We start from the raw sequence: 26195 nt of genomic DNA on the forward strand, positions 1-26195 counted from the left end.
TACTAGTTTTTATATACTAGATATATACAAACCTAATAGAGGTGACATATGGAAATACAGCCAATGGAGCTTGTCGAAAAAGAAGTTGAAGAAACATTATATCAATGTATTGATTTAAAAATAGAAGAAGATTATATTACAATGGGGCAAATTTTTGCCAAAGTACTTGCACTACTACAGCAACATAAGCTGATTAGCCCTACATTACAAGTTATTACCGAACCAGGTAAATGCCTAACAGAAACGCGTATATTGCTCGAAAGCTTGCAAGAGGCGCAAAGAAGACATGTTTCGCGCAGAAAGCTTCTTACTCATCGGCAAATATTAAATGTATGGTTACGTAAAAATCAATATTTCCAACGTGAAGTATTACCAGGCTTTTTCTAATGAATTAAAATAATTTTCAGATTATTATTTTTTTCCCGTTGCAATTTATATTTCTTTTCTATAAAATAAGTAGTGTCTAGTAAATAAAGTAGGCATGGTGGAGTCAGTTAACTGGCACCCCCATGCCTTTTTTTGTGAAATAGGGGGATTATGATGTTTATTTTTCAAATTGTTATTGTTTTGTTGGCAACAAAAATAGCAGGACATTTTACCGTACGTCTTGGGCAGCCTTCAGTATTAGGGAAAATTTTAATCGGTATTATTATTGGTCCTGCAATGCTTGGATGGATAACGGACAGTGAAGTTATGCAAACATTTAGCCAAATCGGTGTCATTCTATTAATGTTCCTAGCTGGGCTTGAAACAGATTTGGAAGACTTAAATGCAAATATGAAAGGTGCTATTTTCGTAGCAATCGGCGGAGTTATTTTACCGATCGCCATGAGTTATCCTTTAGCTCTTGCTTTTGGCTTAACGCAAGGGCAGGCTATTTTTATCGGTTTAACTTTGGCAGCGACATCTGTAAGTATTTCTGTACAAACATTAAGTGAAATAGGCTGGCTGAAAAGTAAAGAAGGTTCAGCATTATTAGGGGCTGCTGTGCTGGATGACATTATCGTAGTTGTCCTTATAGCAATAGCCATGAGCTTCCTTGTAGGTGATGATGTTTCTATTCCGGCATTGATCGGTGGAAAGGTATTCTTCTTTGTTTTATTATTTGTCGTAATGAAATGGGTAATTCCGCCATTCATAAAGGCGTTCAGTAAATTGCGTGTTACAGAAGCAACATTATCTGGTGCTCTTATAGCTTGTTTTGCTTTAGCTTATGTCGGAGAGCATTACTTCGGTATTGCAACAATTATCGGAGCATTCTTTATCGGAATCGCAATTGGGCGTACGCCATTTAAAGAGGCGGTCGAGCATAAAGTAGAGCCGATAGCGAGCGGTATCTTTGTACCATTTTTCTTCGTAAGTATCGGATTATCTGTAACGTTTGTTGGCATTACAGAAAATATTTGGTTTTTAGTTATCTTCTCAATCGTGGCAATTTTATCAAAACTTATCGGATCAGGTATTGGTGCGAAGTTGGCAGGGTTCAACTGGAGATCTTCTGTAGGCATAGGGGCTGGAATGGTTTCCCGTGGAGAAGTGGCGTTAATCCTTGCAGGAATGGGCTTATCAAGCGGCCTTTTACCGGCTGAGGATTACACACCAATGGTAATCGTCATTATTATTACTACATTAGTAACGCCACCTATGCTTAAAGGGATTTTCGGCAATCGTTCACATCATATAAAATAAAAAGGTTGAATGAGTCCCTATTTTATTGTAATCTGTTATTTAGGTGCCAAAACCTCTGTGAAGATTTAGTCTTCACAACAAAAGACTCCACCAACAGCACGGATTTGCTGGGAGACTTTTGAATTGTGCAGGGAGATGAGCCCCTGCACACCCTTACATAGCGTATTAACCTAGTATTGTCCTCGAGACGGTACTAGGTTTTTTTATGTTAAAGACGCAATTTAGCATCAGGTGCTTCAATTTATTAGAACAATTGAGGATATATTAGAATAAGAGACGCAGATATTTGAAAACCTGTTATACATATTTGAAAAATGCTTACGCATGTTAGAACAGTTAGCGGATATTTTAGAATATCGCGTTTTTTTAGAACAAATAAATTTTTATTAGAAGATTTCAAAATATATTAGCATTTTTTAAACGTTTCTATAAAGGTTTAGAGCAGCAGCGCAACAATGCCACTTCATATGGCTCCAACAGCATTTCTATCCATTTACATGACCTCATCACCTTTAATATGATAAAATGCGCTTATATTACTTGAACTGTGAGCTGAAGAAAATGAATGAAAGTCAAAAATATGCAATCGTTGACATTGAAACGACCGGTCATTCACCTGCAAGCGGTGATCGCATGATTCAAATTGCCATCGTCATTATGCAAGACTGGAACATTACAAAAAAATATTCAACTTTTATACATCCCGGGAAACCGATACCGTTGTTTATACAAGATTTGACGAATATTACGGATGAGCATGTCAAGGAGGCATTACCATTTGAAGCACATGCGGATTATATTTATGAACTATTGGAGGATGCTGTATTTGTAGCGCATAATACGGATTTTGACTTATCATTTTTGCAGGCAGAATTTAATCGGGCCGGCTTACCGAAATGGTACGGGAAAAAAATCGATACGGTTGAACTGTCGAAAATTCTTTTTCCAATGTCCTTAAGCTATAAATTGGCTGATTTAGCGAGTGATTTGAATATTCCTCTACAAAGTGCTCACCGCGCTGATGATGATGCACTTGCTACAGCCTATTTACTGAAGTATTGCTGGCATGAACTTTTAACATTGCCATTAGTTACATTGGAACAGCTGCATAAACGCTCGTTTCGTTTAAAAACAAATTTGGCACAGCTATTTTTTGATGCGCTTGTGATAAAGCGTAGTAAAACGTTAACAGATGATGCGCATGTTTATTTTAATAAAATTGCGATTCGTAAAATGGCACCGACCCCAAAAGGATATGACGACGAGTTGGAATATCCTCAATCAACAGATGAAAAATTAGCCCTATTATTAAAGGGGATTTCCAATTTCGAAGTGCGTCCGCAGCAATTTCAGATGATGGATAGTATTTGGAAGACACTTAATAATAAAGCCGAACATGTCATTGAAGCTTCGACAGGTATTGGGAAAACGTTAGGTTACTTAGTACCAGCCATCTATTATGCCAAGAAAACGAAGCAAAAAATTGGAATCAGCACATATACATCACATTTGCTAGATCAGCTTCTGCAAAATGAAATTCCCGTATTGGAGCAAGCACTTGACCAGCCAATTAAAATTGCACTCTTAAAAGGGATGGGCAATTATATCGATATAGAGAAGTTCGAGAAGCAATTGAAAACACCCGATGATTCATACGATCAAACGTTTACGCTATTACAAACACTTATTTGGCTTGCCAAAACAGAAACAGGTGATTTAAATGAGTTAAACGTTTCAGGTGGCGGACAGCTTCTGCTCGATAAAATACGTAAAACTACATTACCGAAAACGACGATGCCGCTTTACGACTTTTATTCCCGTGCGATTCAAAATAGTCGCCAAGCCGATATTATAATAACGAACCATGCCATGCTATTAAGTGATTTAGTCCGCAATGAGCAGATTTTCGATTCATTAGGGGGCTGGATTATTGATGAGGCCCACCAATTTATCCAGGCAGCAATCAATCAAGATGAAAAAATATTTACGTACATGAATTGGAAATATTTATTTGGACAAATTGGAATAAATGAAGATGAACAGCTATTTTATAAAATTCGCCGTGTCGCATTAAAAAAACAATTGCTGAATATTCAAACGCTCGACCAGCTGGAGAAGCGATACATCCATATGGTTCAGACATTTGATACGGCGATGGCAGCATTAATTCGTGAAGTCAAGGTAGTTGTCGGCAGACAGTTTAAGCCGCTTCAAAAAATCGAACTATTTATCAGCGATCTGCAATTGCCGCACGAAGTCTTTTTGAAAGTATCTTTAACCGTGCAACGGTGGATTGATGATGCAAGGGCACTTATACAGCAATTTAGTTCGGGAGTAGACGAGATGGCACCCGAGCATGAGTATTTAATTGAACAATGGCAGTATATTATTGGGGAACTTATGATAAAAATGTCAGAGTGGGATGAAGTGTTTCTTCAAAACGATTTAAATTATTCATGTTGGCTTGAGCTGGATAGACGAAGTGTCCCAGGAAGCATACAGCTTTATAAGAAGCCAATCGATGTTACAGCAACGATTGGGAAGCTTTTTGATCCAATTCGCAGCAAAAGCGCGATTATTTGGACATCTGGAACATTGACTGTACCAAGCAATGAACGGTTCATTACAAATCAACTTGGAATCGATTCTTCTATTTCCATAGAAAAATTACATGCAGATTCGAGCTACTATGATGGGGCCGAAGTATATATTGTAAATGACATGCCAGATATTCAAGCGGTTTCCCAATCCGACTATATCGAGGAAGTAGCGCATGCAGTGACAAATGCTGTGCGGATGACAGATGGCAGATGCTTCGTATTATTTACGTCGCAGGACATGTTGCGGAAAACGGTTGACCTTATTCATGAAAGTGAATTATTGAATGATTATATGATTTTTGCTCAAGGTGTCACATCAGGCAGCCGGATGCGCTTATTAAAATCGTTCCAAAAATTTAATCATTCCGTATTATTCGGGACAAATAGCTTTTGGGAAGGTGTAGATGTTCCAGGTGATGGGCTGGCTGCGGTAATTGTCGTACGACTGCCTTTTTCTTCACCGGAAGACCCTTCATTTAAGGCGCGTGCAAATTATATTACACAGCAAGGACGTAATTCGTTTACTGAACTTGCACTACCGGAAGCTATTATTCGATTCAAGCAAGGATTTGGCCGCTTAATACGTTCAAGCCATGACAAAGGGGTATTTATTGTTTTAGATCGCCGTATAGAAACAAAATCATACGGACAGCAATTTATCGAGTCATTACCGCCGGTTTCTATACAAAAACTGCCACTTCACAGTATGGTACAAAGCTTGGGAAATTGGTATAATGAAAAACGATGAGGAAGGAAAGCAGGTCGACAATCATGAAACAAAATTTTAAACGACGTACAAGTAAATATAATGTACGAACAAAGAAATCGAATTCCAAGGTGCAGTCATGAAAAACTGGATTTTATTTTCGGTTGTCTTTATTTTATCGTTGTCACTTGTCATTACAGTGTTCGTATTTTGGAAAGCCAATGCTCCGTTCAATGAAATTAAAGAAAAAGCGGAAAGTTTTGTGCTGGATACGAAAGCACTTGCTGTTGTTGAGAATTCCTATGTATACAATGGGAATAAGCCCTATGTCACTGTATTTGGAGTGGATGAGTATGGGAAGGAAAAAGCAGTATTCGTCCCGATGAGTTTAGAAGAGAATTCAATGCAAGAAGTATTTTTAGCGGATGGTATTACAGAAGAACAGGCAATGTCTGTCTTTAAAAATGATACAGATGCAAAAGAAATTCTTCATATGAAGTTAGGATTTGAGGAGCCGGGTCCAGTTTGGGAAATAACATACAAAAGTGAATCTGGCACCTTAAATTATGTTTATCTTCTGTTTGAAGACGGACAATGGTGGAAGCGCATATTGAATTTGTAGAGGAGAGAGCAACATGAAACAATTGTTAGCAAATCGTGTAAAAACTTTAACACCATCAACAACTTTGGCCATTACAGCTAAAGCGAAGGAGTTAAAAGAGCAAGGGATTGATGTCATCGGTTTAGGAGCGGGGGAGCCTGACTTTAATACACCGGAAAATATTTTAATTGCTGCTAAACAATCGATGGATGCAGGATATACAAAGTATACGCCAGCTGGAGGCTTACCGGCATTAAAAAAGGCAATCATCGATAAACTGGCACGCGACAACAGCCTTACATATAAAGCTAATGAAATTATTGTTGGTGTTGGAGCTAAACACGTTCTGTATACATTGTTCCAAGTTATATTGAATGAAGGGGATGAAGTAATCATACCAATCCCTTATTGGGTTTCCTATCCGGAACAAGTGAAGCTGGCTGGTGGTGTTCCTGTTTATGTAGAAGGAACTCAGGAGCAAAGCTATAAAATTACAGCACAGCAATTGCGTGATGCTATTACAGAAAAAACAAAAGCGGTCATAATTAATTCACCATCAAATCCTTCTGGCATGATCTATACGAAGGAAGAGTTGGCAGAGCTTGCGAAAGTAGCGGAAGAAAAAGATATTTTAATCGTTTCAGATGAAATTTATGAAAAGCTTGTTTACAATGGAATAGAGCATTATTCGATTGCACAAATTTCGGATGCCATTAAGGCACGTACAATTGTTGTGAATGGTGTGGCAAAATCACATTCAATGACAGGCTGGCGAATTGGTTATGCAGCAGGTGATGCGTCTATTATTAAGGCGATGACCGACTTAGCTTCCCATTCAACTTCAAATGCAACGACAACAGCCCAATACGCAACAATTGAAGCATACAACGGATCCCAAGAAACAGTAGAAGAGATGAGACAAGCTTTTGAATCACGTTTACAAGTGATATTCCCAAAAATTGCAGCAATTCCTGGAGTAAAAGTATTAAAGCCACAAGGGGCATTTTACTTATTACCTGATGTTTCGGAAACAGCAGAAAAAACAGGCTATGCATCTGTGGACGATTTTGTATCGGCACTATTAACGGAAGCAAATGTTGCAGTTATTCCAGGTTCAGGCTTTGGATCACCTGCGACAATACGTCTATCTTACGCAACATCTTTAGAATTATTAGAAGAAGCAGTTCGTCGAATCGAAGCCTTTGTAAAAGCAAAGTGGCAAGATTAAAAACAGCTGTAGCTTAACTTTTGGAGGACTTTATGAAGAAAATCATGATTAAAGATATGCCAAATAATATTGGCGAAACAGTAAAAATCGGTGCTTGGCTAGCAAACAAACGTTCAAGCGGTAAATTAGCTTTCTTACAATTACGTGATGGCTCAGGCTTTGCACAAGGGGTTGTCGTGAAAGCGGAAGTTGGCGAAGAACTATTCGCAGTAGCGAAGGGTATGACACAAGAAACATCACTGTACATTATTGGTGAAGTTAAGGCAGATGAACGTTCATCTTTCGGTGCAGAATTGAATGTCACAGGTATTGAAGTTATTAGTGCAGCAAATGACTATCCGATTACACCAAAAGAGCACGGAACAGAATTTTTAATGGACAACCGTCACTTATGGTTACGTTCTCGTAAGCAGCATGCCATTATGAAAGTACGTAATGAAATTATTCGTGCAACATATGAATTCTTTAATGAAAATGGCTTTACAAAAATGGATCCGCCAATTTTAACTGGTTCTTCACCAGAAGGAACGTCAGAGCTGTTCCATACGAAATATTTCGATGAAGATGCATTCCTATCTCAATCAGGTCAGCTTTATATGGAAGCTGCTGCAATGGCATTAGGAAAAGTATTCTCGTTCGGTCCGACATTCCGTGCAGAAAAGTCAAAAACACGTCGTCACTTAATCGAGTTCTGGATGATTGAGCCTGAAATGGCATTTGTTGAGCATGATGAAAGTTTGGAAGTACAAGAGCAATACGTGTCACATATCGTACAATCTGTTCTGAAAAACTGTAAGCTTGATTTAGAGCGTCTAGGACGTGATACTTCGAAATTGGAAAATGTGAAAGCGCCATTCCCACGTATTTCATATGACGAAGCAATTGAGTTTTTACATGAGCAAGGCTTTGATGATATTCAGTGGGGTGATGATTTCGGTGCACCACACGAAACAGCAATTGCCAACCATTTTGACAAACCAGTATTTATCACTTGCTACCCAATCGGTATTAAACCATTCTACATGCAGCCACACCCAGAACGTGATGATGTCGTATTATGTGCAGACTTAATCGCTCCTGAAGGCTATGGTGAAATTATCGGTGGTTCTGAACGTATTTACGATTATGAGTTAATGAAATCCCGTTTGGAAGAACATAACTTATCATTGGATGCGTATGCATGGTATTTAGATTTATGTAAACAAGGTGCAGTACCTCACTCAGGCTTCGGCTTAGGTTTAGAGCGTACAGTAGCATGGATTTCCGGAACTGAACATATCCGTGAAGCGATTCCATTCCCACGTTTATTAAACCGTTTATATCCATAAACAATTTATATCTTATCTATGAGAAAGCGTCCGGAATATAACCGGGCGTTTTGTCGTTACGAGCGAACAAAGGGGGATTCAAACAATGGCAACAAATTTTAATCGAATCCGCGTTTGGACGGAGCAATTACAAGTTACTATTCCACAATTATTTTTTAAACATTATAGCGAGTTGAACATCCAAGATGATGAAGCATTGATTGTTCTACATTTACTAAGCTTTGAACAAGAGGGAATCGATTTTCCGACGCCAAATGATTTAATGCAAAGGACCAATTTTCAGTTAACGGCCATTTCCCAAATTTTGCAGCGCCTAATGCAAAAAGGCTGTGTCGAAATTTCCCAAAGTACGGATGAATCCGGACGAATTACTGAAAAATATTCCATCTATCCATTATGGGAGCGGCTATTGGATTTACTGCAATCTAAAGAGCAACAACAGCATACAACTGCCAATAAATTGGACGAGGCGAAAATTTTCCAGTTGTTTGAGCAGGAGTTGGGTCGTTTACTTTCACCGATGGAAATTGAAACGATCGGTATGTGGATGGACTTAGACCAACACAGTCCGGAAATTATTAAAGCAGCTTTAAAGGAAGCGGTACTCGCAGATAAAGTTAATTTGCGTTATATTGATCGTATTTTAATCGAATGGAAAAAGCGTAATATAAAGACGCTAGCACAAATTGAAAAGCATAGTGAGCAATACCGTAAAAATACGATGCAACCATCATCGACCCATCCGTTAAAACAACAGGAAACTCAGCAATCGAAAAAAGTCTCATTTTATAATTGGTTAGAGGAGCGAGAATAGGAGGGCGCTTAATTTACTATGTTAACAAAAGTGAAATGGAATCACTTCTTAGACGAGATGGACCGAATGTATCCAGATGCGCATTGTGAATTAGTGCATGACAATCCATTTGAGCTGACAATCGCTACATTATTATCTGCGCAATGTACCGATGTCCTCGTCAATAAAGTGACGAAACAATTATTTCAAAAATATAAAACACCTCAAGATTATTTAAATGTCCCATTAGAGGAACTTCAAAATGATATTCGCTCAATCGGACTATATCGAAATAAAGCAAAGAATATTCAATTGTTGTGTGCACGTCTTTTAAATGAATATGGTGGTGAAGTGCCGGCTACGCGTGAAGAGCTTGTTACATTGCCTGGTGTCGGACGTAAAACGGCAAATGTTGTGTTATCCGTTGCATTTGATATTCCCGCATTGGCAGTTGACACACATGTAGAGCGTGTTTCTAAACGATTAGGTCTTTGCCGTTGGAAAGACAGTGTGCTAGAAGTTGAAGAAATGATAATGAAAAAAACACCGATGGACCGATGGAGCCGTGCTCATCATCAAATCATATTCTTTGGACGCTATCATTGTAAAGCGCAAAATCCGGGTTGTGGGACATGTCCACTGCTGGATGATTGTCGTGAAGGACAAAAGCGCTTGAAAAAAGGTTTGGTGAAAGTATGATATTAGTTAATACAGAAGCCATTTCAAAAGAAATAGTTGATCGCTGGTATGAAGAGTGGGAAGTGATACGTGAAGATATTCATAACGCCCATGAACGTCGTGACGGTTCGGCTATACAATTTATGCAAAAAGGGATCGAACTTTTTGAAGGATTTCTTATGAATAGTTCAATAACGGAAGATACAGTATTCTCTCAGCAAAATGTGTATGAGCTTATGCCGATTAATGGCATGGAACGCCTGCAGTTTGTTAAAATGCGTCCTGGTCAATATGCATGTTATAGACAGCTGGATGAGCTTTTTAAAGAAACGAAAAAGCGCTGTGCCCGACTGAGAGTGAAAAAGAAATAACGACTTAGAAAAATTTAAATTTAGAGGTAGTGTCATATTGTTTCGTCAAATGACACTACCTTTTAAAATTGATTGAATACCGTACACTATAAAAAAGAGCCGCCAATTATTAAACAAAAATAATTGGTGGCTCTTATAATTTAATGCTTAATCGTCATCTGAATCTTCAGGATTCGTTTCGCCGCCGCCTGGTTGAGGAGGGGTAGGCTGATTTGGTGGTGATGTTTCAGGATTTGGGGACTCTGGCTCTACAGTATTGCCGTTTCCGTTCCCATTACCGTTATTTCCATTACCATTGCCTGGATTCTGATTGCCGTTATTGTTCCCATTCCCATTGTTTGGCTGTGTAGGGTTTTCAGGTCTACCTGGATTTTCTACTTCATCATTTGGCTCCTCAGGCTCTTCCGGCTCTGGGGATCCTGGGACGAATAGTTTTACAGCAGCAGGTTCACTTCGTAGATCACCAGAAATGGCTGTGACTGTAAATAGATATTCTTTCCCACGTTCAATATTTGGTACTTGTATAGAAGTTGCGCCTGAAACTGATAGAACAGTTGCAGAACCGCCATCTACTGCCATTGATACTTCATATGTGACTGGATCTTGCGTGTCCCCATCTTCAGCACTTTGTGACGGGTGTGACCAAGTTACATCAGCAAGCTGAGCCACATCGTTAAATGTCGCCTGTAAGCCAGTAGGTGCTTCCAATGTTTGAGGCACAAATTCCTCTGTATATTCAGTAGGCTCTGTTCCTTTGACAAATAACTCTGTAGTACGCTGATTTGCAGGTGTATATTCATTGGCCAGTTTTAATGGGTTGGACCCAATTACTATCGAAGCCGACACAACAGAACTTGGCTGTTTAAATTTTGATGATGGATTATGCTGATTTAAATCTGTCATGATTGATTTAAACAAAGTTTGTGGCAACCATCGCTCTTCCCATGTCGTAATAGCATCTTTACGTTTTGAATAACCGCCCCAAATGGCGATTGAATAGTTTGTTGTATAGCCGGCAAACCATGTATCCGGTACGGAACTGCTTTTCAGATTATATTTTTTGAATTCATCGGAATCGTAGTTTGTCGTACCTGTTTTACCTGCAATGTCAACGCCGGAAACCATCGCGCGTGGAGCAGATGCATTTCTTTTGTTGCTTACTACGTCCCGTAAAATATCAGTTACCATATAAGCTGTATAATCGCTCATAGCAGGTTTAGATTCAGGTTTATAAGATTTTGATGTTTTACCATCACGGAATACGATTTTATTAATTGAATGTGCACTATTGTAAATACCATTATTACCGAATGCGGCATAGGAAGCGGCCAGTTGAATCGGCGAAATAGTTATACGACCACCGCCAATTGCCTCTGATTCCGTTAGTCCTTTTGACTGAATGCCTAAATTTGATAAAAATTGCTGTGCACGTTCGGGACCAACTTCGCGGAATGTCTTAATGGCTGGAATATTACGTGACGTATAAAGTGCTTCACGTACAGTCATTGTTCCTAAGTATTTCCCGTCCCAGTTTCCTATCACTTGTTCTGAACCGCTGTAAGTCATTTTTTCATCGACCGTTGTTTGACCTGTTGACCATTTTAAATATTCAAAGGCTGGACCGTAATCGATTAAAGGCTTTAATGTCGAACCAGGCTGACGATCTTGTAAATCATCTGCGTAGTTAAAGTTAAACCCTGTATAATGACGACCTCCACCGATCGCGCGAACTTCACCTGTTTGTGTATCAATAACTGCAACGCCCGCCTCGATTTCTTCAGTAGGGAAGTTACTGTCATTGTTCATTAAATCCTCTACAATTGATTGTGCTTTTGGGTCTAGTGTTGTATATACTTTAATTCCTTCTGAAAGCAGTTCACCATCGCCGTTTTTTTCTATTTCAGACATAACGACATCCAAAAAGGCAGGATATTTTGTTGTGCTGTTTGCGACACGATCTTCCTCAGGAATTAAACCTCCTGTTACAGGAGCCGCTATTGCTTCCTTCGCCTCTGCTTCGGAAATTTTACCGTGCTGAACCATCAGTGATAGCACGATATTACGGCGTTTTTTAGCACGGTCCGGCTTTTTGTATGGGTTGAAATTGTTCGGGCTTTGCGGCATACCTGCTAATTGAGCAGTCTCTGCTAGCGTCAATTCACTTAATTCTTTTCCGTAAAATTCTTTAGCCGCTGTACCGAAACCATGAATTCTGCCGGACATTAGTACTTTATTAAAGTACATTTCAAAAATTTCTTCTTTACTATATTTACGCTCTAATTGAATCGCAAGCCAAGCTTCCTGTGCTTTACGTTCCAGCTTTTTCTCATTTGTAAAAAATGAGTTTTTTACAACTTGCTGTGTAATCGTACTGGCACCCTGAGCCCCGAATCCGTCCCGGACGTTGGCAATGACAGCACCACCTAAACGCCAGAAATCGATTCCGAAGTGTTCAAAGAATCTTGCATCTTCTGTTGCGATTATCGCATCAATCATTTGCTGAGGGATATCTTCGTATTTTACAAAATTACGTTTTTCTGCACCGATTGTAGCGAATAATTCACCATTTATATCGTAAAATTCAGATGAAATAGGATCTTTCAGTAATTCTTCGTCTAATTCAGGTGCCTTACTTACATAATAGCCAAATAGTGCGGCACCGCTTAAAAAGCCTAAAGCACCGATTAGAACGATTGCCATTACAATACGTTTAACCCAGTTGCCAGCCGATGTTTTTGATTTTGATTTTTTCGATCTGTTATTTTTTTGACGTTCGCGTTTAATTTCCTCGCGCGTTTTTCTTTTTTCCGTCACGTTAGTTCTCCTCACTTTCACAAACATTCCCGTTTGCGATTAACTTTTTAACCGCATCTAAATAATCGAGCCTTGGTAAATAGCCTTCGTTAATTTCGATAGCCTGTTGCTCGAAAACGGTTAATGGTATTGATTTTCTGCCACCCTCATGCATTTTTTTAAATACATTGGCTACAACATTATAAGGCATGACAAAATTCCGATTTAATGAACTAAACCGTATGATGAAAAATGCAATTCCTCGTTGATTTGTCACCGATTCCATATGAGTCATTTGGTGAGGGTGGATGTTTTTTAATGGGAAGGATGTTTTATTATCAGTTTCCTTTGCTTCAAAGTCGATATAATAACCATTCCAGACGCCATTATAATCCGTTGTGGAAGGGGTGCGGAAGTAAGCTTCTTTAATAACCGCAGCACTTCTTGCCGGATAATCTACTTTGACGATTTGAATCGGAACAGGTTTCTTGTGTATATTTGCCAATTTCCTTTGTAAATAAAACAAATTTGTTTCATTTAGATCATCTTCTAAGCTTTTTCCACGGTTACTGTAGGAAACGGCCCTTTTTTTTGCTTCTTTGGCAACCGTTGAATGTTCAGCAGGGTCTTGTGTACTTTCCAACTTAGGCGCACTTTGATAGAGCTTTCCATTTGGATAACGAATGACCATGGAATCACCTTCTTTCCTAGCAGAAATAATACTTTAATAGTGTATCATAAACAGTGTACTCGTTAATAATTTTTAAAAAAACTATGCAAATTATAACATCTTTTGCCGAATGAACACTATTTTTGCCACATGACAAGGATTCTACAAAAAAAGCAAGAATCATTGTGAAAAGGGGGCATTATATGTCGAAATTATCACGCTTAATAGAACAAGTTGAAATGGCAGAAACGTTATTAACATTGCAAATGGAACGTGAACAATTAAGGATGAAGATCGATCACTTAACAAATTTAATTTCGGTTTCTCAAAAAGTTAGCTTAGCAGAAATCAAGAGTCAAGTAAAGAATACGTGTTCGCATATAAGTAGTACTATCGATGAGAATTTGATACACTAAACGATAATACAGACGAAATTATTTGAGGTGCTTTTTATGCGATTATTAGAAGAAACTTATATATTAATAGATGAATGTGAAGCGTGTTTACAACGTTTTCAGGAAATGCGGCGTTTGGACATGGAGCCTGACTTCTTTAATGACGTCAAACCCCATGTCGATATCGTCCATACACGTATTCAGGAATGGCAGCAACTTGCGGCACATTGGATAAAAAGCACGTATCCTAAAAATTTATATGTACAGCAAATTGACCACGCAGCAGATGCGATGGAGCAATTTGTTGTACAGTCTTTTTATAAAGGGACAAGCAAAAAACGCTTTATCCAGTCGATCCAATCTGCACAATATACATTAAAGCTTCTCGTTTCCAAGATTGAGGAAGGTGAAGACGACGATGTTCAGTAAGAAAAAAACGATTACTCAGCTTGTTGAGGAATGGCAATATGATGAGGAAATGAAACAAAATATTGTCGCAATGCATACAATTGAAGAAAAACAGGCTCAGTATGCGGAATTTCCATCAAACTTACATCCGTCAATCGTAAAGGCTCTGCATGGACGCGGTATTCATCAGCTTTATTTACATCAACGCCAGGCCTTTGACTATGCCGAACAACAAAAGAATTTTACTGCTATTACACCGACAGCTTCAGGGAAGTCATACTGTTATCATTTACCTGTTCTCCAGAAGATTTTGGAAGATCCATCGAGCCGAGCAATCTATTTGTTCCCGACAAAAGCGCTTGCCCAGGATCAAAAATCGGATTTAAATGAACTGATTGAATTAATGGAAGAAGATATTTTAAGCTACACATACGATGGAGATACTGCACCCGGTATACGACAAAAAATAAGAAAAGCCGGGCATATTGTGATGACCAATCCAGATATGCTGCATTCGGGTATTTTACCGCATCATACGAAATGGGTTTCGCTTTTTGAAAACTTAAAGTACATTGTTATTGATGAATTACATACGTACAAAGGCGTTTTCGGTTCACATGTTGCACACGTTATAAGAAGGCTTCTGCGTATTTGCGAATTTTATGGAAGTAAGCCGATTTTTATTTGTACAAGTGCGACAATAAAAAACCCGAAAGAACTTGCAGAAAGTTTGACTAATAGTGAGCATGAACTTATAGAAAAATCAGGAGCACCTGTAGGAAAGAAAACTTTTATTTTTTATAATCCACCAATCGTACATCCGACATTTGGAGTTCGACGTAGCGCGGTATTGGAGGTACGTGACATTTCCAAGCGTTTGTTTGAAGCAGGTATTCAAACGATTATATTTGCCAAATCAAGAGTTCGTGTCGAAATGCTTGTAACCTATTTAAAATCGCTAACATCGAAAAAAATAATGGATGAGTCCATTCAAGGATACCGTGGAGGCTATTTACCGAGCGAGCGACGTGAAATAGAAAAAGGTTTGCGATCCGGATCGATTCAAATGGTTGTCAGCACAAATGCACTTGAACTCGGTGTAGATATAGGTCAATTGCAAGCTTGCATAATGACAGGATACCCCGGCAACATTGCCAGTGCATGGCAGCAAGCAGGACGGGCAGGGAGACGTCAGGATGAGGCACTTATTGTCTATGTTGCCCAATCTACAGCATTGGATCAGTATGTCGTACAAAATCCTAGCTATTTACTCGGGAGTTCCCCTGAAGAAGCGCGTATTAATCCGGAGAACATTCTTATATTGATGGAGCATTTGAAATGTGCTGCATTTGAACTTCCTTTTTCAATGAATGATAGTTATGGAGAATTTGAAGTACAGGAATTACTCGCCTATTTAGAAGACGAAGGTGTACTCGTGCGTACAAGTACGAAATGGCATTGGATGAGTGACAGATTTCCGGCCCATGAAATATCATTACGCTCAGCGGCACAAGAAAATGTCGTTATTATTGATATTTCAACACCGGCAAATACAAAGGTCATCGGGGAAATGGATACGTATAGTGCAATGACACTTTTGCACGAAGAAGCGATTTATATACATCAAGGCATTCAGTTCCAAGTCGAAAAATTGGATTGGGAAGAGAAAAAAGCATTTGTGCGTGAAGTGGATGTCGATTACTTCACAGATGCTAATTTAGCTGTCGAGTTAAAAGTATTAAGTGAAGATAAATCTGCGCCTTTTAAAAACGCTACTGTCAGCTTTGGTGATGTCAGCATTTTAGCGATTCCAACCATTTTCAAAAAAATTCGATTTAATACACATGATAATATCGGCTCAGGACCGATATCGATTCCACCAATGGAAATGCATACAAATGCAACATGGATGAGCTTTGAATTGCCTAATAATTGGACTGAGGAGCAGTTAACGGATGCTTTAACCGGTGCAGCCTATGCGATGGGGAGTTTTATCCCGCTCTTCATTCATTGTGACCGATCGGATGTATCCGTCGTCCCTCAAGTAAAGGCAGTACACAATGAAAAGCCGACGTTGTTTATTTATGATAGCTATCCAGGGGGTATCGGTTTAAGTGAACGTGTTTATGATATATTGCTTTCCTTACTTGAACGAACTGCCCAACATGTGACGAACTGTCCATGTCAGCAAGGTTGTCCATCGTGTATCGGGGCACAAGATAGTTTAGGAGAAAGCAAAAAACAAGTTTTAAAAGTGTTAGATATTTTAATAAGTGAAATGATGTGAAGACATGTCGTATGAAAATAAGCTCCTACAAATGAAAAAGCTGCTTAGTAAAAATACAGGGCAAAAACAAGAAAAGCCTGCCTTCATAAAACCAGACCCACCATTTTATAGTGAACAGTGGCAGCAGGCCGGACTTCAGTTGGTAGAAAATGAATTTGGTATGCTTTTTAAAAGAGAAGTACACTATCCCCTTGATTATAAGCACGGTGATTATAGACTTGGCGAACTTTTTAAGGCACTGAAACGGTGGAAATATGAAGCTGATGACCATCCTTTTGCGATTGATGAACAGGAGACGATCGTATTTTTCGATACGGAAACGACCGGTCTTAAAGGGGCTGGTACACATATCTTTTTATTAGGTTTTCTACAATTTGATGAGGAAGAGGAACAATTTACTCTTACTCAATACGTATTGTCAGACCCATCAAACGAAGTAGCTTTCCTATTTGAATCGAAATTATGGCAGAAAAATATGACGGTTGTATCTTATAATGGGAAAAGCTTTGATTGGCCGCAACTGCAAGTGCGTTGGACGTTAAACAAACAGCATTTGCCACCGTTAAAAACACAGCGTCAAATTGACTTATTGCATAGTACGAAGCGACTTTGGAAAGATGACTTAGCGCGAATGAAGCTCACACAAGTAGAGCAGGATAAGCTTGGATTTTACCGTAAAGGCGATATTCCTGGTCATTTAGCGCCGATCATTTATTTTGATGCGATAAAAAGCGGCAATGCCGAAACACTTATGAAAGTTCTGTTGCATAATGAATGGGATTTACTTTCTCTTATAACTTTGTACATTCATTCGACTAATTTGTTGTTTGATGCGATTTCGACCGAATCTGCTACTACGTATACGAACATCGGAAAGTGGTTTGGCGACTTAAAAAAACGACAAACAAGTGCGGAAATATTGCAGGCGGTGACAAAACACTTCAATACCGAAGAAACAGGCTATGCTCATTTTTATTTAGCTTATGAATTAAAGCGAGTTGGAGAAATTAATTTAGCAATTGAATCTTTCCACTCGGCATTGCCGACAATTCCCCGTGAAAAAAAGCTGCAGGCGTATGAGCAGTTGGCAATTTTATATGAACATCAGCTAAAAGATTATGAACAAGCAATCGTCTTTTCGGAAAAAGGGCTTGAACTGTTACAGCAAATTCCGTTCCGAAAAGAAACACAGCTATTAAACAAGCAGAGAAATTGGCAAAAAAGGCTCGGCCGATTAGATTATAAAATGAACAAAAATAATGTGAACAAACGCTGAAAAAATTTTCATTTTGTTTAAAACATGTATTCGTAAGAAACGTCTGACCTATGCTATAATAAGATAAAGAAGTTGCGTGACGGAAGGACGATGAATAATGGATATTAAATTAACAGCTGACTATATATTAGAAAAAGAATTCAAAAAAAGCATGAAAGGCTATAATGTGGACGAGGTAGATCAATTTTTAGATTTGATTCGTGAAGATTATGATTCATTTACAGCCAAAATTGCTTCATTAACAGAGGAAAATGAACGTTTGAAGCAGGAGTTGACTAACTCTACACGTAAATCATCTGTGGTTGCACCACCACCTACAGCTAATAGTACAAATTTTGATATTTTAAAACGCCTTTCTAATTTAGAAAAGCATGTTTTTGGAAGCAAACTATACGAATAGTTAAACTATTCATAGCAATATTGTATTTTTTAAAAGTATAAAGTATAATTTAGGCATACATCAATATTCGAGTAATCGCTGCGATTTCATATCGTAGAGGAAAGTCCATGCTCACACGGTGCTGAGATGCCCGTAGTGTTCGTGCTTACTGAAAAAATAAGGTAAGGCAAGAGAGCTTCTCTTGACGGCGGAAGGAACTCCTAAGTCTTTTAGATATGGACGAAACTTCCTGAAAGTGCCACAGTGACGGAGCTTACAGTGAAAGCTGTAAGGTGGAACGAGGTAAACCCCATGAGTGAGAAACCCAAATTATGGTAGGGGCACTCTCCAGAAGGAATTGAACGGATGGAGGGACGGTCATTTTGGCCGTAGATAGATGATTACTACCTAGTCGTACGAGGCGAAAGCTGTTTGAGTACTTAGGAACAAAACATGGCTTATTGATTATTGATGCTTTTCTTAAACATGTAATAAGGCTCTCCATTTCTTTTGGAGAGCCTTTCTTAGTAGATAAAATCAGTAAAATTGGCAAAATGAAGATTCAACACCAAAAGTTAGAAGTGATTACTTCAAACTTAGTACATACATTGAAGTCTATACAGGATAAATGAATTATTGTTCTATAAGAAAATAAGGGTGAGTTGTATTGAACGAATCAAATAAACCAAATGTACAAGAGCTATTATTGTCTCATTTTTCAAAGGAATTAATCGAAAAGGTTTTTGAAAATATTGCTGAAGGTATAATGATAACTGACAAGTTTAAAAAGATTTTATCGATTAATGCTGCATTCGAATTTGTAACGGGATATAAATTAGAAGAAGTCCAAGGGGAAAAACCTTCAATTTTACAATCCGGTGTACATGACAGAATTTTTTATATTGATATGTGGGACCAGATTGAGAGAGACGGCATTTGGCAAGGCGAAATTTGGAACAGACGCAAAACAGGTGAATTATACCCTGAATGGCTGACAATAATAGAAATTAAAGATGAATTTGGTGAAGTTACAAATTATTGTGGTATTTTTACGGATTTATCGGAACGGAAAATTGTTGAAGATGAGCTTGAAAAAAGAGCGCTGCATGATTCATTGACAGATGTATGTAATCGTTTCGCATTTATCGAACGAATGAAAGTTCTGCTGGAAATGTCCTCAAAAAAAGTACAGCCGATACAACATGCTGTTCTTTTCATGGATTTGGATCGCTTTAAGCAAGTTAACGATACACTTGGACATGCTATTGGAGATCAACTATTAGTGGAAGTCGCGAGACGTGTAAATAGCTTGCTTAAAAACAAGGATGTTTTAGCTCGTTTTGGCGGGGATGAGTTTGTCATTACTTTGGCTAACATTCAACATCCGAGAGAAGCGGCGAAATTTGCTGAACAGGTGATCAGGGCTTTCGAGATACCGATTAAAATCCACGATCAGGATATCTATGTTTCAACAAGTATGGGTATCAGTATTTATCCTGAGGACGGTATGACAACAGAGCAACTATTAAATCGTGCTGACCGTGCGATGTCTTACTCTAAGGAAAATGGGCGAAATTGTTTCTCCTTTTACTTTGAAGAATTAAAAACTGATTCAAACCGAGTATTGATGTTGGATAGTGAATTACGCAAAGCAATTGAAAACCGTGAATTTACACTCGCCTACCAGCCGAAAATTAATACAATAACAAATGATATTGTCGGCATAGAAGCCCTAGTGCGTTGGAATAGTGAAAAACTCGGCTTCGTTTCACCTGCAGAATTCATTGAACATGCCGAAGAATCGGGTTTAATCATTCCTTTAAGTGAAATTATTTTTGATTTGGCATGTGAAGGGTACCAAAAATTAGTTGCAGCAGGATATCCTAAAATTCCGATTGCAATTAATGTATCAAGCATCCATTTCCAGCAACAAAGCTTTTTAGAATCGGTCCAGACAATTTTAGAAAGAAATAATACATCTGCTCAATGCTTCGAAATCGAAGTGACTGAGCGCACAGTTATGAATAGTGCACAGGAGACGGTTAGTAAATTAGTCAAGCTGAAACAATTAGGGTTTAAGCTATCAATTGACGATTTTGGGACAGGCTATTCTTCATTAAGTTATTTAGTGCGTTTCCCGTTAGATGTTTTAAAAATCGACCGCAGCTTCATTCAGCATATTTGCTCACTGGATGACAAACAGGCTATTGTCGATGCAATTATTCAAATGGCTCACCGCCTGCAAATGAAAGTCGTTGCAGAAGGCGTTGAAACGAGCCAACAAGTCGAGCTATTAAAGTCAATGGGCTGTGATTTTATTCAAGGGTATTACTACAGCAGACCATTGCCAATGGAAGAATTAATTGACTTCATTCATTTTTGGGAAGTCGAGCATCAAGGAAGGATTTAAACGCATGACAAAATTTAAATTAGTAGCAACAGCAGCGATGGGCTTGGAAGCAATCGTAGCAGAAGAAGTACGTGAATTAGGATATGAAACACAGGTAGAAAACGGTAAAGTGTATTTTGAAGGAGACGAGATGGCGATTGCCCGCACGAATTTATGGTTGCGTGTTGCAGACCGTGTGAAAATCGTCGTTGCACAATTTCCGGCAAGAACATTCGACCAATTATTTGAAGGGGTAAAATCCGTTCAGTGGGAAAAATATTTACCAGTGGATGCAAGTTTCCCGGTTTCCGGTAAGTCAGTTAAGTCGACGTTGTTTAGTGTACCTGACTGTCAGGCCATTACGAAAAAAGCAATAGTTGAACGACTGAAATTAGCCTACAAACGATTAGGATTTTTAGATGAATCAGGCCCAACATTCAAAATTGAAATTTCGATTTTAAAAGATGTAGCAACACTAACGATTGATACATCGGGTGTCGGTTTGCATAAACGCGGTTACAGAACGACGCAAGGGGAAGCGCCTTTAAAAGAGACGCTTGCAGCTGCATTGGTAAAAATTTCGAAATGGTCGCCAAGTCGTCCGTTTGTAGACCCATTCTGTGGTTCAGGAACAATTGCTCTGGAAGCAGCAATGATTGGTCAAAATATTGCCCCAGGCTATAACCGAGAATTTATTTCGGAGTCTTGGCCATGGATGAAACAGGATATTTGGGATATGGCCCGTGATGAGGCTGATAATTTAGCGAATTATGATCAGGAACTTAATATTATCGGTACGGATATCGATCATAAAATGGTAGCAATTGCTCAGGAAAACGCTCTTGAAGCAGGCTTTGGCGACTTGTTGACTTTCAAACAAATGCAGGCAACAGATTTTACTACGAGGCTAACGGATGGGGTTATCGTAACGAATCCACCTTATGGAGAGCGTATTGGTGAAGTGGAAGAAATCGAGAAAATGCTCCGCCAATTTGGTCAAGTGATGCAAAATTATCCAACATGGTCAGTTTATATGCTGTCATCAATGGAAGAATTTGAAGTGCATTACGGTAAAAAAGCGACGAAAAAGCGTAAGTTGTTTAACGGATTTATTCGTACAGATCTGTATCAATATTGGGGTCAAAAATCTAAGCGTGAAAATTAATATGAAAGCTACATTGGTGCTAAACTAATGTAGTTTTTTGTTGCATATTAGTATTTTTTTTATGTATTTAGATGTATAATGATGAGTAAAGTTTTTTTTTGTTGACTATAATTATAAAGAGTGTTTTTGCGGAAGGAATGGGTGATCATTCCTTCCGCTTCATATTGAGGGGGAACATCCATTTGAGAAAATCTTTACCTTTTGAACTATCAAGAGAAAAAACTTTCTTTGATTCGTTAGGTGATTGGCTCGGTGACGTATTATATGATGAGCTACCAGAACGAGGCTTTGAATGCCGTGACGAACAAATATTTATGGCTTACCAAATAGAACAAGCATTAAAAGAAAAGAACGTATTATTTGCTGAAGCAGGTGTAGGGACAGGGAAGACAATTGCCTATTTATTACCTGCTGTCTCATACGCACGCTATACCGGGAAACCGGCTTTAATCGCGTGTGCAGATGAAACATTAATCGATCAGCTAGTAAAAGAAGGTGGCGATATTCATAAACTTCGCGATGTTTTGGAGCTTGAAATTGATGTCCGTCTTGCAAAATCACGCGATCAGTATTTATGTTTAAAGCGCTTTGAAGAAGCGGAAAAAAATGAAACAGAAGACTGGATTGATGATATCGCTTTTTCAATTCCGGATGGCGTGTATGCACAAGGAAGTATGATTGCAGTACAGCCTTATGGAGAGCGTTCGGATTACCCGTTAGTGACGGACGAAGATTGGCAAAAAGTGAATTACAATTCCATTATGCAATGTGCTGTTTGTGATTTACGCAATCGTTGCGGTCAAACATTGCACCGTGCCCATTACCGTAAATCAACAGACCTAATTATTTGTTCCCAAGATTTTTTAATGGAGCATTTAGCGACGAAGGAATCCCGTGAACGTGAAGGGCAACTTCCTTTATTGCCGGAAGTGTCGATGATGGTACTTGATGAAGGACATTTACTGGAATATGCTGCCCAAAAAGCATTAACATATAAAGTTCAGGCTTATACAATTGTAGAATTACTAGAGCGCTTAATGGTAGATGGTGTGCGTGAGCGTACATTATATGCGATGGAGCATTTACAGGACCATCACGAGCTGTTTTTTGACCAATTGCGTGAGGATGTAATTAAGTCAGAGGAAGACAGAAAACGGATTGTTAAATCAGAGCGCCTAATTCAATTAGGTGAGCGTGTTATAGCAGATGTTGACCAACTGCTTGAAGAGTTAGTATTTGAATCAGAGCTTTACATGATTCCAGAATATGAGCTCAACATGGCTGAAGAATTTTTAGAGCATTATGTAGCAGCAATGCGTATTTTCGTTGCACAGGGTGATGCCGTAGATTGGCTTGAGGATACTGATGGGGAAGAAACGTTAGTAATTATGCCACGCCTTATTACAGATGTTCTATCTGAAACATTATTCTCGAAAAAAATGCCGATTGTATTCTCGTCTGCAACGTTATCAGTGAAAAAGGATTTCAGTTATATTGCGGCGAGTTTAGGAATCGAAAAATATCAGAGCTTTAGTGTACCATCACCGTTTGATTATGAAGAAGTAATGAAAATTTACTTGCATGAACTTTCTCAAACCGACAAAGTTACAAAAGTAGAGCAGCTTCTTAAAGATGAAAAGCAAACGCTAATCTTGTTTAAATCAAAACAGGCGATGAACCAGTTTAAAGCTAATGTCGGTTTAATGACACGACTGAATATTGCATTCGAAGGCGACCGTGAACTATCTGCAATTGTACGTGAATTCCAGAACGGTGAAATTCAGGCATTATGTTCGTATCATTTATGGGAAGGTTTGGATTTACCGGAAGAAGCGTTGACACGCGTTATTATTTTCGATTTACCATTCCCGCCGCATGACCCGTTATTCGATGCGAAACGTTCATTTGCGCAAAATCCTTTTGAAGAAGTTGAGTTGCCATTCATGCAGCTTCGTCTTCAACAAGGAATGGGCCGTTTAATTCGTACGTCGAATGACCATGGTGACATTCATATTTTATTAAATGATGAAGAAGTAAAAGTGAAATCAGACTTTGTAGACATTTTGGCAGTAGAGCCACAATAATATTTTTAACCCGTTCGAGTATTCGAGCGGGTTTTTTGTATGTGTATATAAAGGATGAAAATAGACGGAGAAATTTCCCTTATTTTAATTTTAGATTGAAAAACAGCCCAAATAGAGGTAGAACTTCCGCTTATTAAGCTTAAAAGTACATATAATGATTAAATTTTCTCTACATAAACGGAAAATCTCCCTTTATTCTCCTTGAAAGTAGGGGCAATTTTTAAAATAAGGGTAAATCTTCTGCTTATTTTTAATTTGCGTAACCCGACTTTTCGGGAACTGTAATAAATTATAATTTTGTTAAAATAAAGTGAGTCAAATTGAATCTTCATCCGTCTATATGTATAAGGAGGTGGGAAACGAATTGCCGATTGAACGTATGTACGTCACTTATAGTGAAAGCATTTATCAATTTATTTATTTTTTAGTTGGCGATGATGAGCTGGCAAAAGATTTAACACAGGAAACCTTTCTAAAGGCAATCAATAGCAACCCCCAATTTCGTGGTCAATCAAGCGAAAAAACGTGGCTCACAAAAATAGCGCGCAATCTCGTTTATGACCATTTTCGCCGTAAAAGATTATTAAAATTTATCCCGTTTCTACATGAGCATGAACAAATCGATTATACATATTCACCAGAACAATGGCTGCAAGCGAAAAATGAACAGTATGAGCTTTATGAAGCATTAGGGAAGCTCCCTCACCATTACCGTGAAGCAATTGTATTACGTAAAATTGAACAGTTTTCGATTAAAGAAAGTGCCGAAATATTAGGATGGAATGAAGCAAAAGTGAAAAATGCCACAGAGCGCGGGATGAAAAAAATGAATGAGCTGCTAGGAGGGGAGCGAGATGCTTGATTCAAAATTAAAATCATTAGAGAGAAAAACCCTTGATGAAGAAACAAAGAATAGCCAACTTCTAACATTAAATATGCGAAATAAAGATTACATGAAAAAGCAAAAGTTTACGTATAGTGTAACACTCGTGCTCTTTGGATTATTATTATTTGTATTTTCTCAAACAATTACAGAGGCCCCTAAACCAATACAGTCGCAGCAATCAACAAATTTTGAGCTTGGGGAAGTAACGAAAGCTTACTACCTTTACAGTAAACGTGCTGATCGAATGTACAACTTAACTTCACCCTTTTATACTGATAAATTATCTACCACTGATCCTGCTATATTAAATGAATTTGAGCTGTTTTTTAAAAATAGTGAAATGTCACCGTTTAATGGGAATTTAACGAAGTATACAAATTCAACAAACTATTTATTTCAATTAGAGAACGGGGAAAGCATATATTTAAAAGAAATTAATGCCGACGGGAACTCATTTTTCATTAATCCGAATACTATGATGCAAATTAAATTATCGCAGGAAAACCATGTACAATTTGAGTACTACTGGATGCATATTTATATGGGGAAAAATGATTTTCCGCCTTGGAAAATTGGGTTACTGACAATTTTATTATTAATATTTGTTTATGTAGCGATTAAATCAAAAAATAGAGGAATAAAGGAAAAAAACTCACCGATAATTAATTTAACTTGCTTAGTACTTACATTGATTAGTATCTACCAAATGAATGAATGGCTTGGTGTAAATCATTTGCTGATGTTGTTATTAATATTTACTTTTTTTATTTCAGCTACTGTTTATTTACACATTTTAATAAAAAAACAAGAACTAAATTGGAAACATGATATACAAAGAATTTTTATGGTAAATGTGATTCTGTTTGTATTGTTTATCTAAAAAACCTATCCACTCATTTCAGTGGATAGGTCTATTATACTTCCTCATCTTCATCATCAATTGTATAAAGAATAATGATATCTCCAATACCTTCAATTGATGCAGGTATTTGGAATGCTTGCTGGAACCCATATAATTTCGTATGACCTACCATCACTGTAGGAGGAGTGATATCAAGTTCCAATTCATATTGTCCTGCATATGTACATAAATTACCAGCAATCATATTTCCAAGCTCACCAGTAAATGACTCAAGCATCGGGCCTTCTAAAGGCATTCCAAACATTGCTGAGCCAATTGAACCAAAAATTTCAGGCGATCCATCTATAATTACACGACCTTTTAAATCACCGACTAACCCTATCAGTACACCCATCTCTTTTTGTTCATAAGGTTCTGTTGCAATCGAAGGAGATTTTACATCTATATTCACAGGTATAATGGATTTTAATGAATGGATTGTACCATTCAAAATGGTTTGAATATGCTTAGAAGTACTCAAATGAATTCCCCCTTACCATGACTTTTACTACATATTAACATGTTACTTTAGTGTATGTATACAGAAATCCCAAAAGAAAAGGCATTG

General features: G+C 38.1%; 22 protein-coding genes and 1 other RNA gene. 20 read left to right on the forward strand and 3 right to left on the reverse strand.

The window, feature by feature from the left end; genetic code table 11:
• Positions 1–48: 48 nt before the first annotated feature.
• The 9 genes from MKY13_RS06110 to MKY13_RS06150 all read left to right on the forward strand — a co-directional run bounded on the left by MKY13_RS06110 (position 49) and on the right by MKY13_RS06150 (position 9994).
• Positions 49–387, forward strand: coding sequence for a transketolase (locus tag MKY13_RS06110; protein WP_191698129.1), 339 nt, complete (start codon positions 49–51; stop codon positions 385–387).
• Positions 388–540: 153 nt separating this feature from the next.
• Positions 541–1689 carry a cation:proton antiporter gene (locus MKY13_RS06115; protein ID WP_191698128.1) on the forward strand — a complete coding sequence of 383 codons (1149 nt, stop codon included), beginning with the start codon at positions 541–543 and terminating at the stop codon, positions 1687–1689.
• A gap of 561 nt (positions 1690–2250) precedes the next feature.
• A complete protein-coding gene (gene dinG, locus MKY13_RS06120; protein ID WP_339215779.1) occupies positions 2251–5037 on the forward strand; it encodes an ATP-dependent DNA helicase DinG in 2787 nt (928 codons plus the stop codon).
• A 97-nt stretch (positions 5038–5134) separates the two neighbouring features.
• Positions 5135–5617: a DUF5590 domain-containing protein gene (locus MKY13_RS06125; RefSeq protein ID WP_191698126.1), complete on the forward strand. Its 483-nt coding sequence runs from the start codon at positions 5135–5137 to the stop codon at positions 5615–5617.
• A 13-nt stretch (positions 5618–5630) separates the two neighbouring features.
• Complete coding sequence (locus MKY13_RS06130; RefSeq protein ID WP_191698125.1) at positions 5631–6824, forward strand: pyridoxal phosphate-dependent aminotransferase; 1194 nt, start codon at positions 5631–5633, stop codon at positions 6822–6824.
• A gap of 32 nt (positions 6825–6856) precedes the next feature.
• Positions 6857–8152 (forward strand): asparagine--tRNA ligase, encoded by a 1296-nt coding sequence (asnS, locus tag MKY13_RS06135; protein WP_191698124.1) that lies wholly within the window; start codon positions 6857–6859, stop codon positions 8150–8152.
• 85 nt (positions 8153–8237) lie between these two features.
• Positions 8238–8966: a DnaD domain-containing protein gene (locus MKY13_RS06140; RefSeq protein ID WP_339215782.1), complete on the forward strand. Its 729-nt coding sequence runs from the start codon at positions 8238–8240 to the stop codon at positions 8964–8966.
• Positions 8967–8984: 18 nt separating this feature from the next.
• Positions 8985–9644 (forward strand): endonuclease III, encoded by a 660-nt coding sequence (gene nth / locus MKY13_RS06145; protein WP_339215784.1) that lies wholly within the window; start codon positions 8985–8987, stop codon positions 9642–9644.
• Positions 9641–9994: a YpoC family protein gene (locus MKY13_RS06150; RefSeq protein ID WP_339215786.1), complete on the forward strand. Its 354-nt coding sequence runs from the start codon at positions 9641–9643 to the stop codon at positions 9992–9994. Before nth ends, MKY13_RS06150 begins: the two co-directional genes overlap by 4 nt.
• A 147-nt stretch (positions 9995–10141) precedes the next feature.
• Here the strand turns inward: MKY13_RS06150 and MKY13_RS06155 are convergent, their stop codons facing one another.
• Together MKY13_RS06155 and recU are read right to left on the reverse strand one after the other, a co-directional pair.
• A complete protein-coding gene (locus MKY13_RS06155) occupies positions 10142–12808 on the reverse strand; it encodes a PBP1A family penicillin-binding protein (protein WP_339215788.1) in 2667 nt (888 codons plus the stop codon).
• A 1-nt stretch (position 12809) separates the two neighbouring features.
• Positions 12810–13478: a Holliday junction resolvase RecU gene (recU, locus tag MKY13_RS06160; RefSeq protein WP_339215790.1), complete on the reverse strand. Its 669-nt coding sequence runs from the start codon at positions 13476–13478 to the stop codon at positions 12810–12812.
• 182 nt (positions 13479–13660) lie between these two features.
• Between recU and MKY13_RS06165 the strand changes: the two genes are divergently transcribed.
• The 11 genes from MKY13_RS06165 (at position 13661) to MKY13_RS06215 (ending at position 25606) form a co-directional block, all read left to right on the forward strand.
• Positions 13661–13873: a molecular chaperone gene (locus tag MKY13_RS06165; RefSeq protein ID WP_339215792.1), complete on the forward strand. Its 213-nt coding sequence runs from the start codon at positions 13661–13663 to the stop codon at positions 13871–13873.
• A gap of 36 nt (positions 13874–13909) precedes the next feature.
• Positions 13910–14281, forward strand: coding sequence for a YppE family protein (locus MKY13_RS06170; protein WP_339215794.1), 372 nt, complete (start codon positions 13910–13912; stop codon positions 14279–14281).
• Complete coding sequence (locus MKY13_RS06175) at positions 14271–16547, forward strand: DEAD/DEAH box helicase (RefSeq protein WP_339215796.1); 2277 nt, start codon at positions 14271–14273, stop codon at positions 16545–16547. The genes MKY13_RS06170 and MKY13_RS06175 overlap by 11 nt, the downstream gene beginning before the upstream one ends.
• A gap of 4 nt (positions 16548–16551) precedes the next feature.
• Positions 16552–17823 (forward strand): ribonuclease H-like domain-containing protein, encoded by a 1272-nt coding sequence (locus tag MKY13_RS06180; RefSeq protein WP_339215798.1) that lies wholly within the window; start codon positions 16552–16554, stop codon positions 17821–17823.
• Between the two features lie 97 nt (positions 17824–17920).
• Positions 17921–18223, forward strand: a complete 303-nt coding sequence (gene gpsB, locus MKY13_RS06185; RefSeq protein WP_191698114.1) for a cell division regulator GpsB — start codon at positions 17921–17923, stop codon at positions 18221–18223.
• A gap of 63 nt (positions 18224–18286) precedes the next feature.
• Positions 18287–18668: RNase P RNA component class B (rnpB, locus tag MKY13_RS06190), an RNA gene on the forward strand.
• Between the two features lie 201 nt (positions 18669–18869).
• Positions 18870–20612 (forward strand): EAL domain-containing protein, encoded by a 1743-nt coding sequence (locus tag MKY13_RS06195; RefSeq protein WP_339215801.1) that lies wholly within the window; start codon positions 18870–18872, stop codon positions 20610–20612.
• A gap of 4 nt (positions 20613–20616) precedes the next feature.
• Positions 20617–21756 (forward strand): class I SAM-dependent RNA methyltransferase, encoded by a 1140-nt coding sequence (locus tag MKY13_RS06200; protein WP_339215802.1) that lies wholly within the window; start codon positions 20617–20619, stop codon positions 21754–21756.
• 182 nt (positions 21757–21938) lie between these two features.
• Complete coding sequence (locus tag MKY13_RS06205) at positions 21939–23840, forward strand: ATP-dependent DNA helicase (protein ID WP_339215803.1); 1902 nt, start codon at positions 21939–21941, stop codon at positions 23838–23840.
• A 340-nt stretch (positions 23841–24180) separates the two neighbouring features.
• Positions 24181–24702, forward strand: a complete 522-nt coding sequence (locus MKY13_RS06210) for an RNA polymerase sigma factor (RefSeq protein WP_339215805.1) — start codon at positions 24181–24183, stop codon at positions 24700–24702.
• Positions 24695–25606 (forward strand): hypothetical protein, encoded by a 912-nt coding sequence (locus MKY13_RS06215; RefSeq protein ID WP_339215806.1) that lies wholly within the window; start codon positions 24695–24697, stop codon positions 25604–25606. The genes MKY13_RS06210 and MKY13_RS06215 overlap by 8 nt, the downstream gene beginning before the upstream one ends.
• Before the next feature lie 34 nt (positions 25607–25640).
• On the opposite strand, the gene MKY13_RS06220 is transcribed toward MKY13_RS06215, so the two are convergent.
• Positions 25641–26108, reverse strand: coding sequence for a chemotaxis protein CheX (locus tag MKY13_RS06220; protein WP_339215808.1), 468 nt, complete (start codon positions 26106–26108; stop codon positions 25641–25643).
• Between the last annotated feature and the right edge of the window lie 87 nt (positions 26109–26195).

The organism is Solibacillus sp. FSL W8-0372 (assembly GCF_037969735.1).
GTDB lineage: Bacteria > Bacillota > Bacilli > Bacillales_A > Planococcaceae > Solibacillus > Solibacillus faecavium.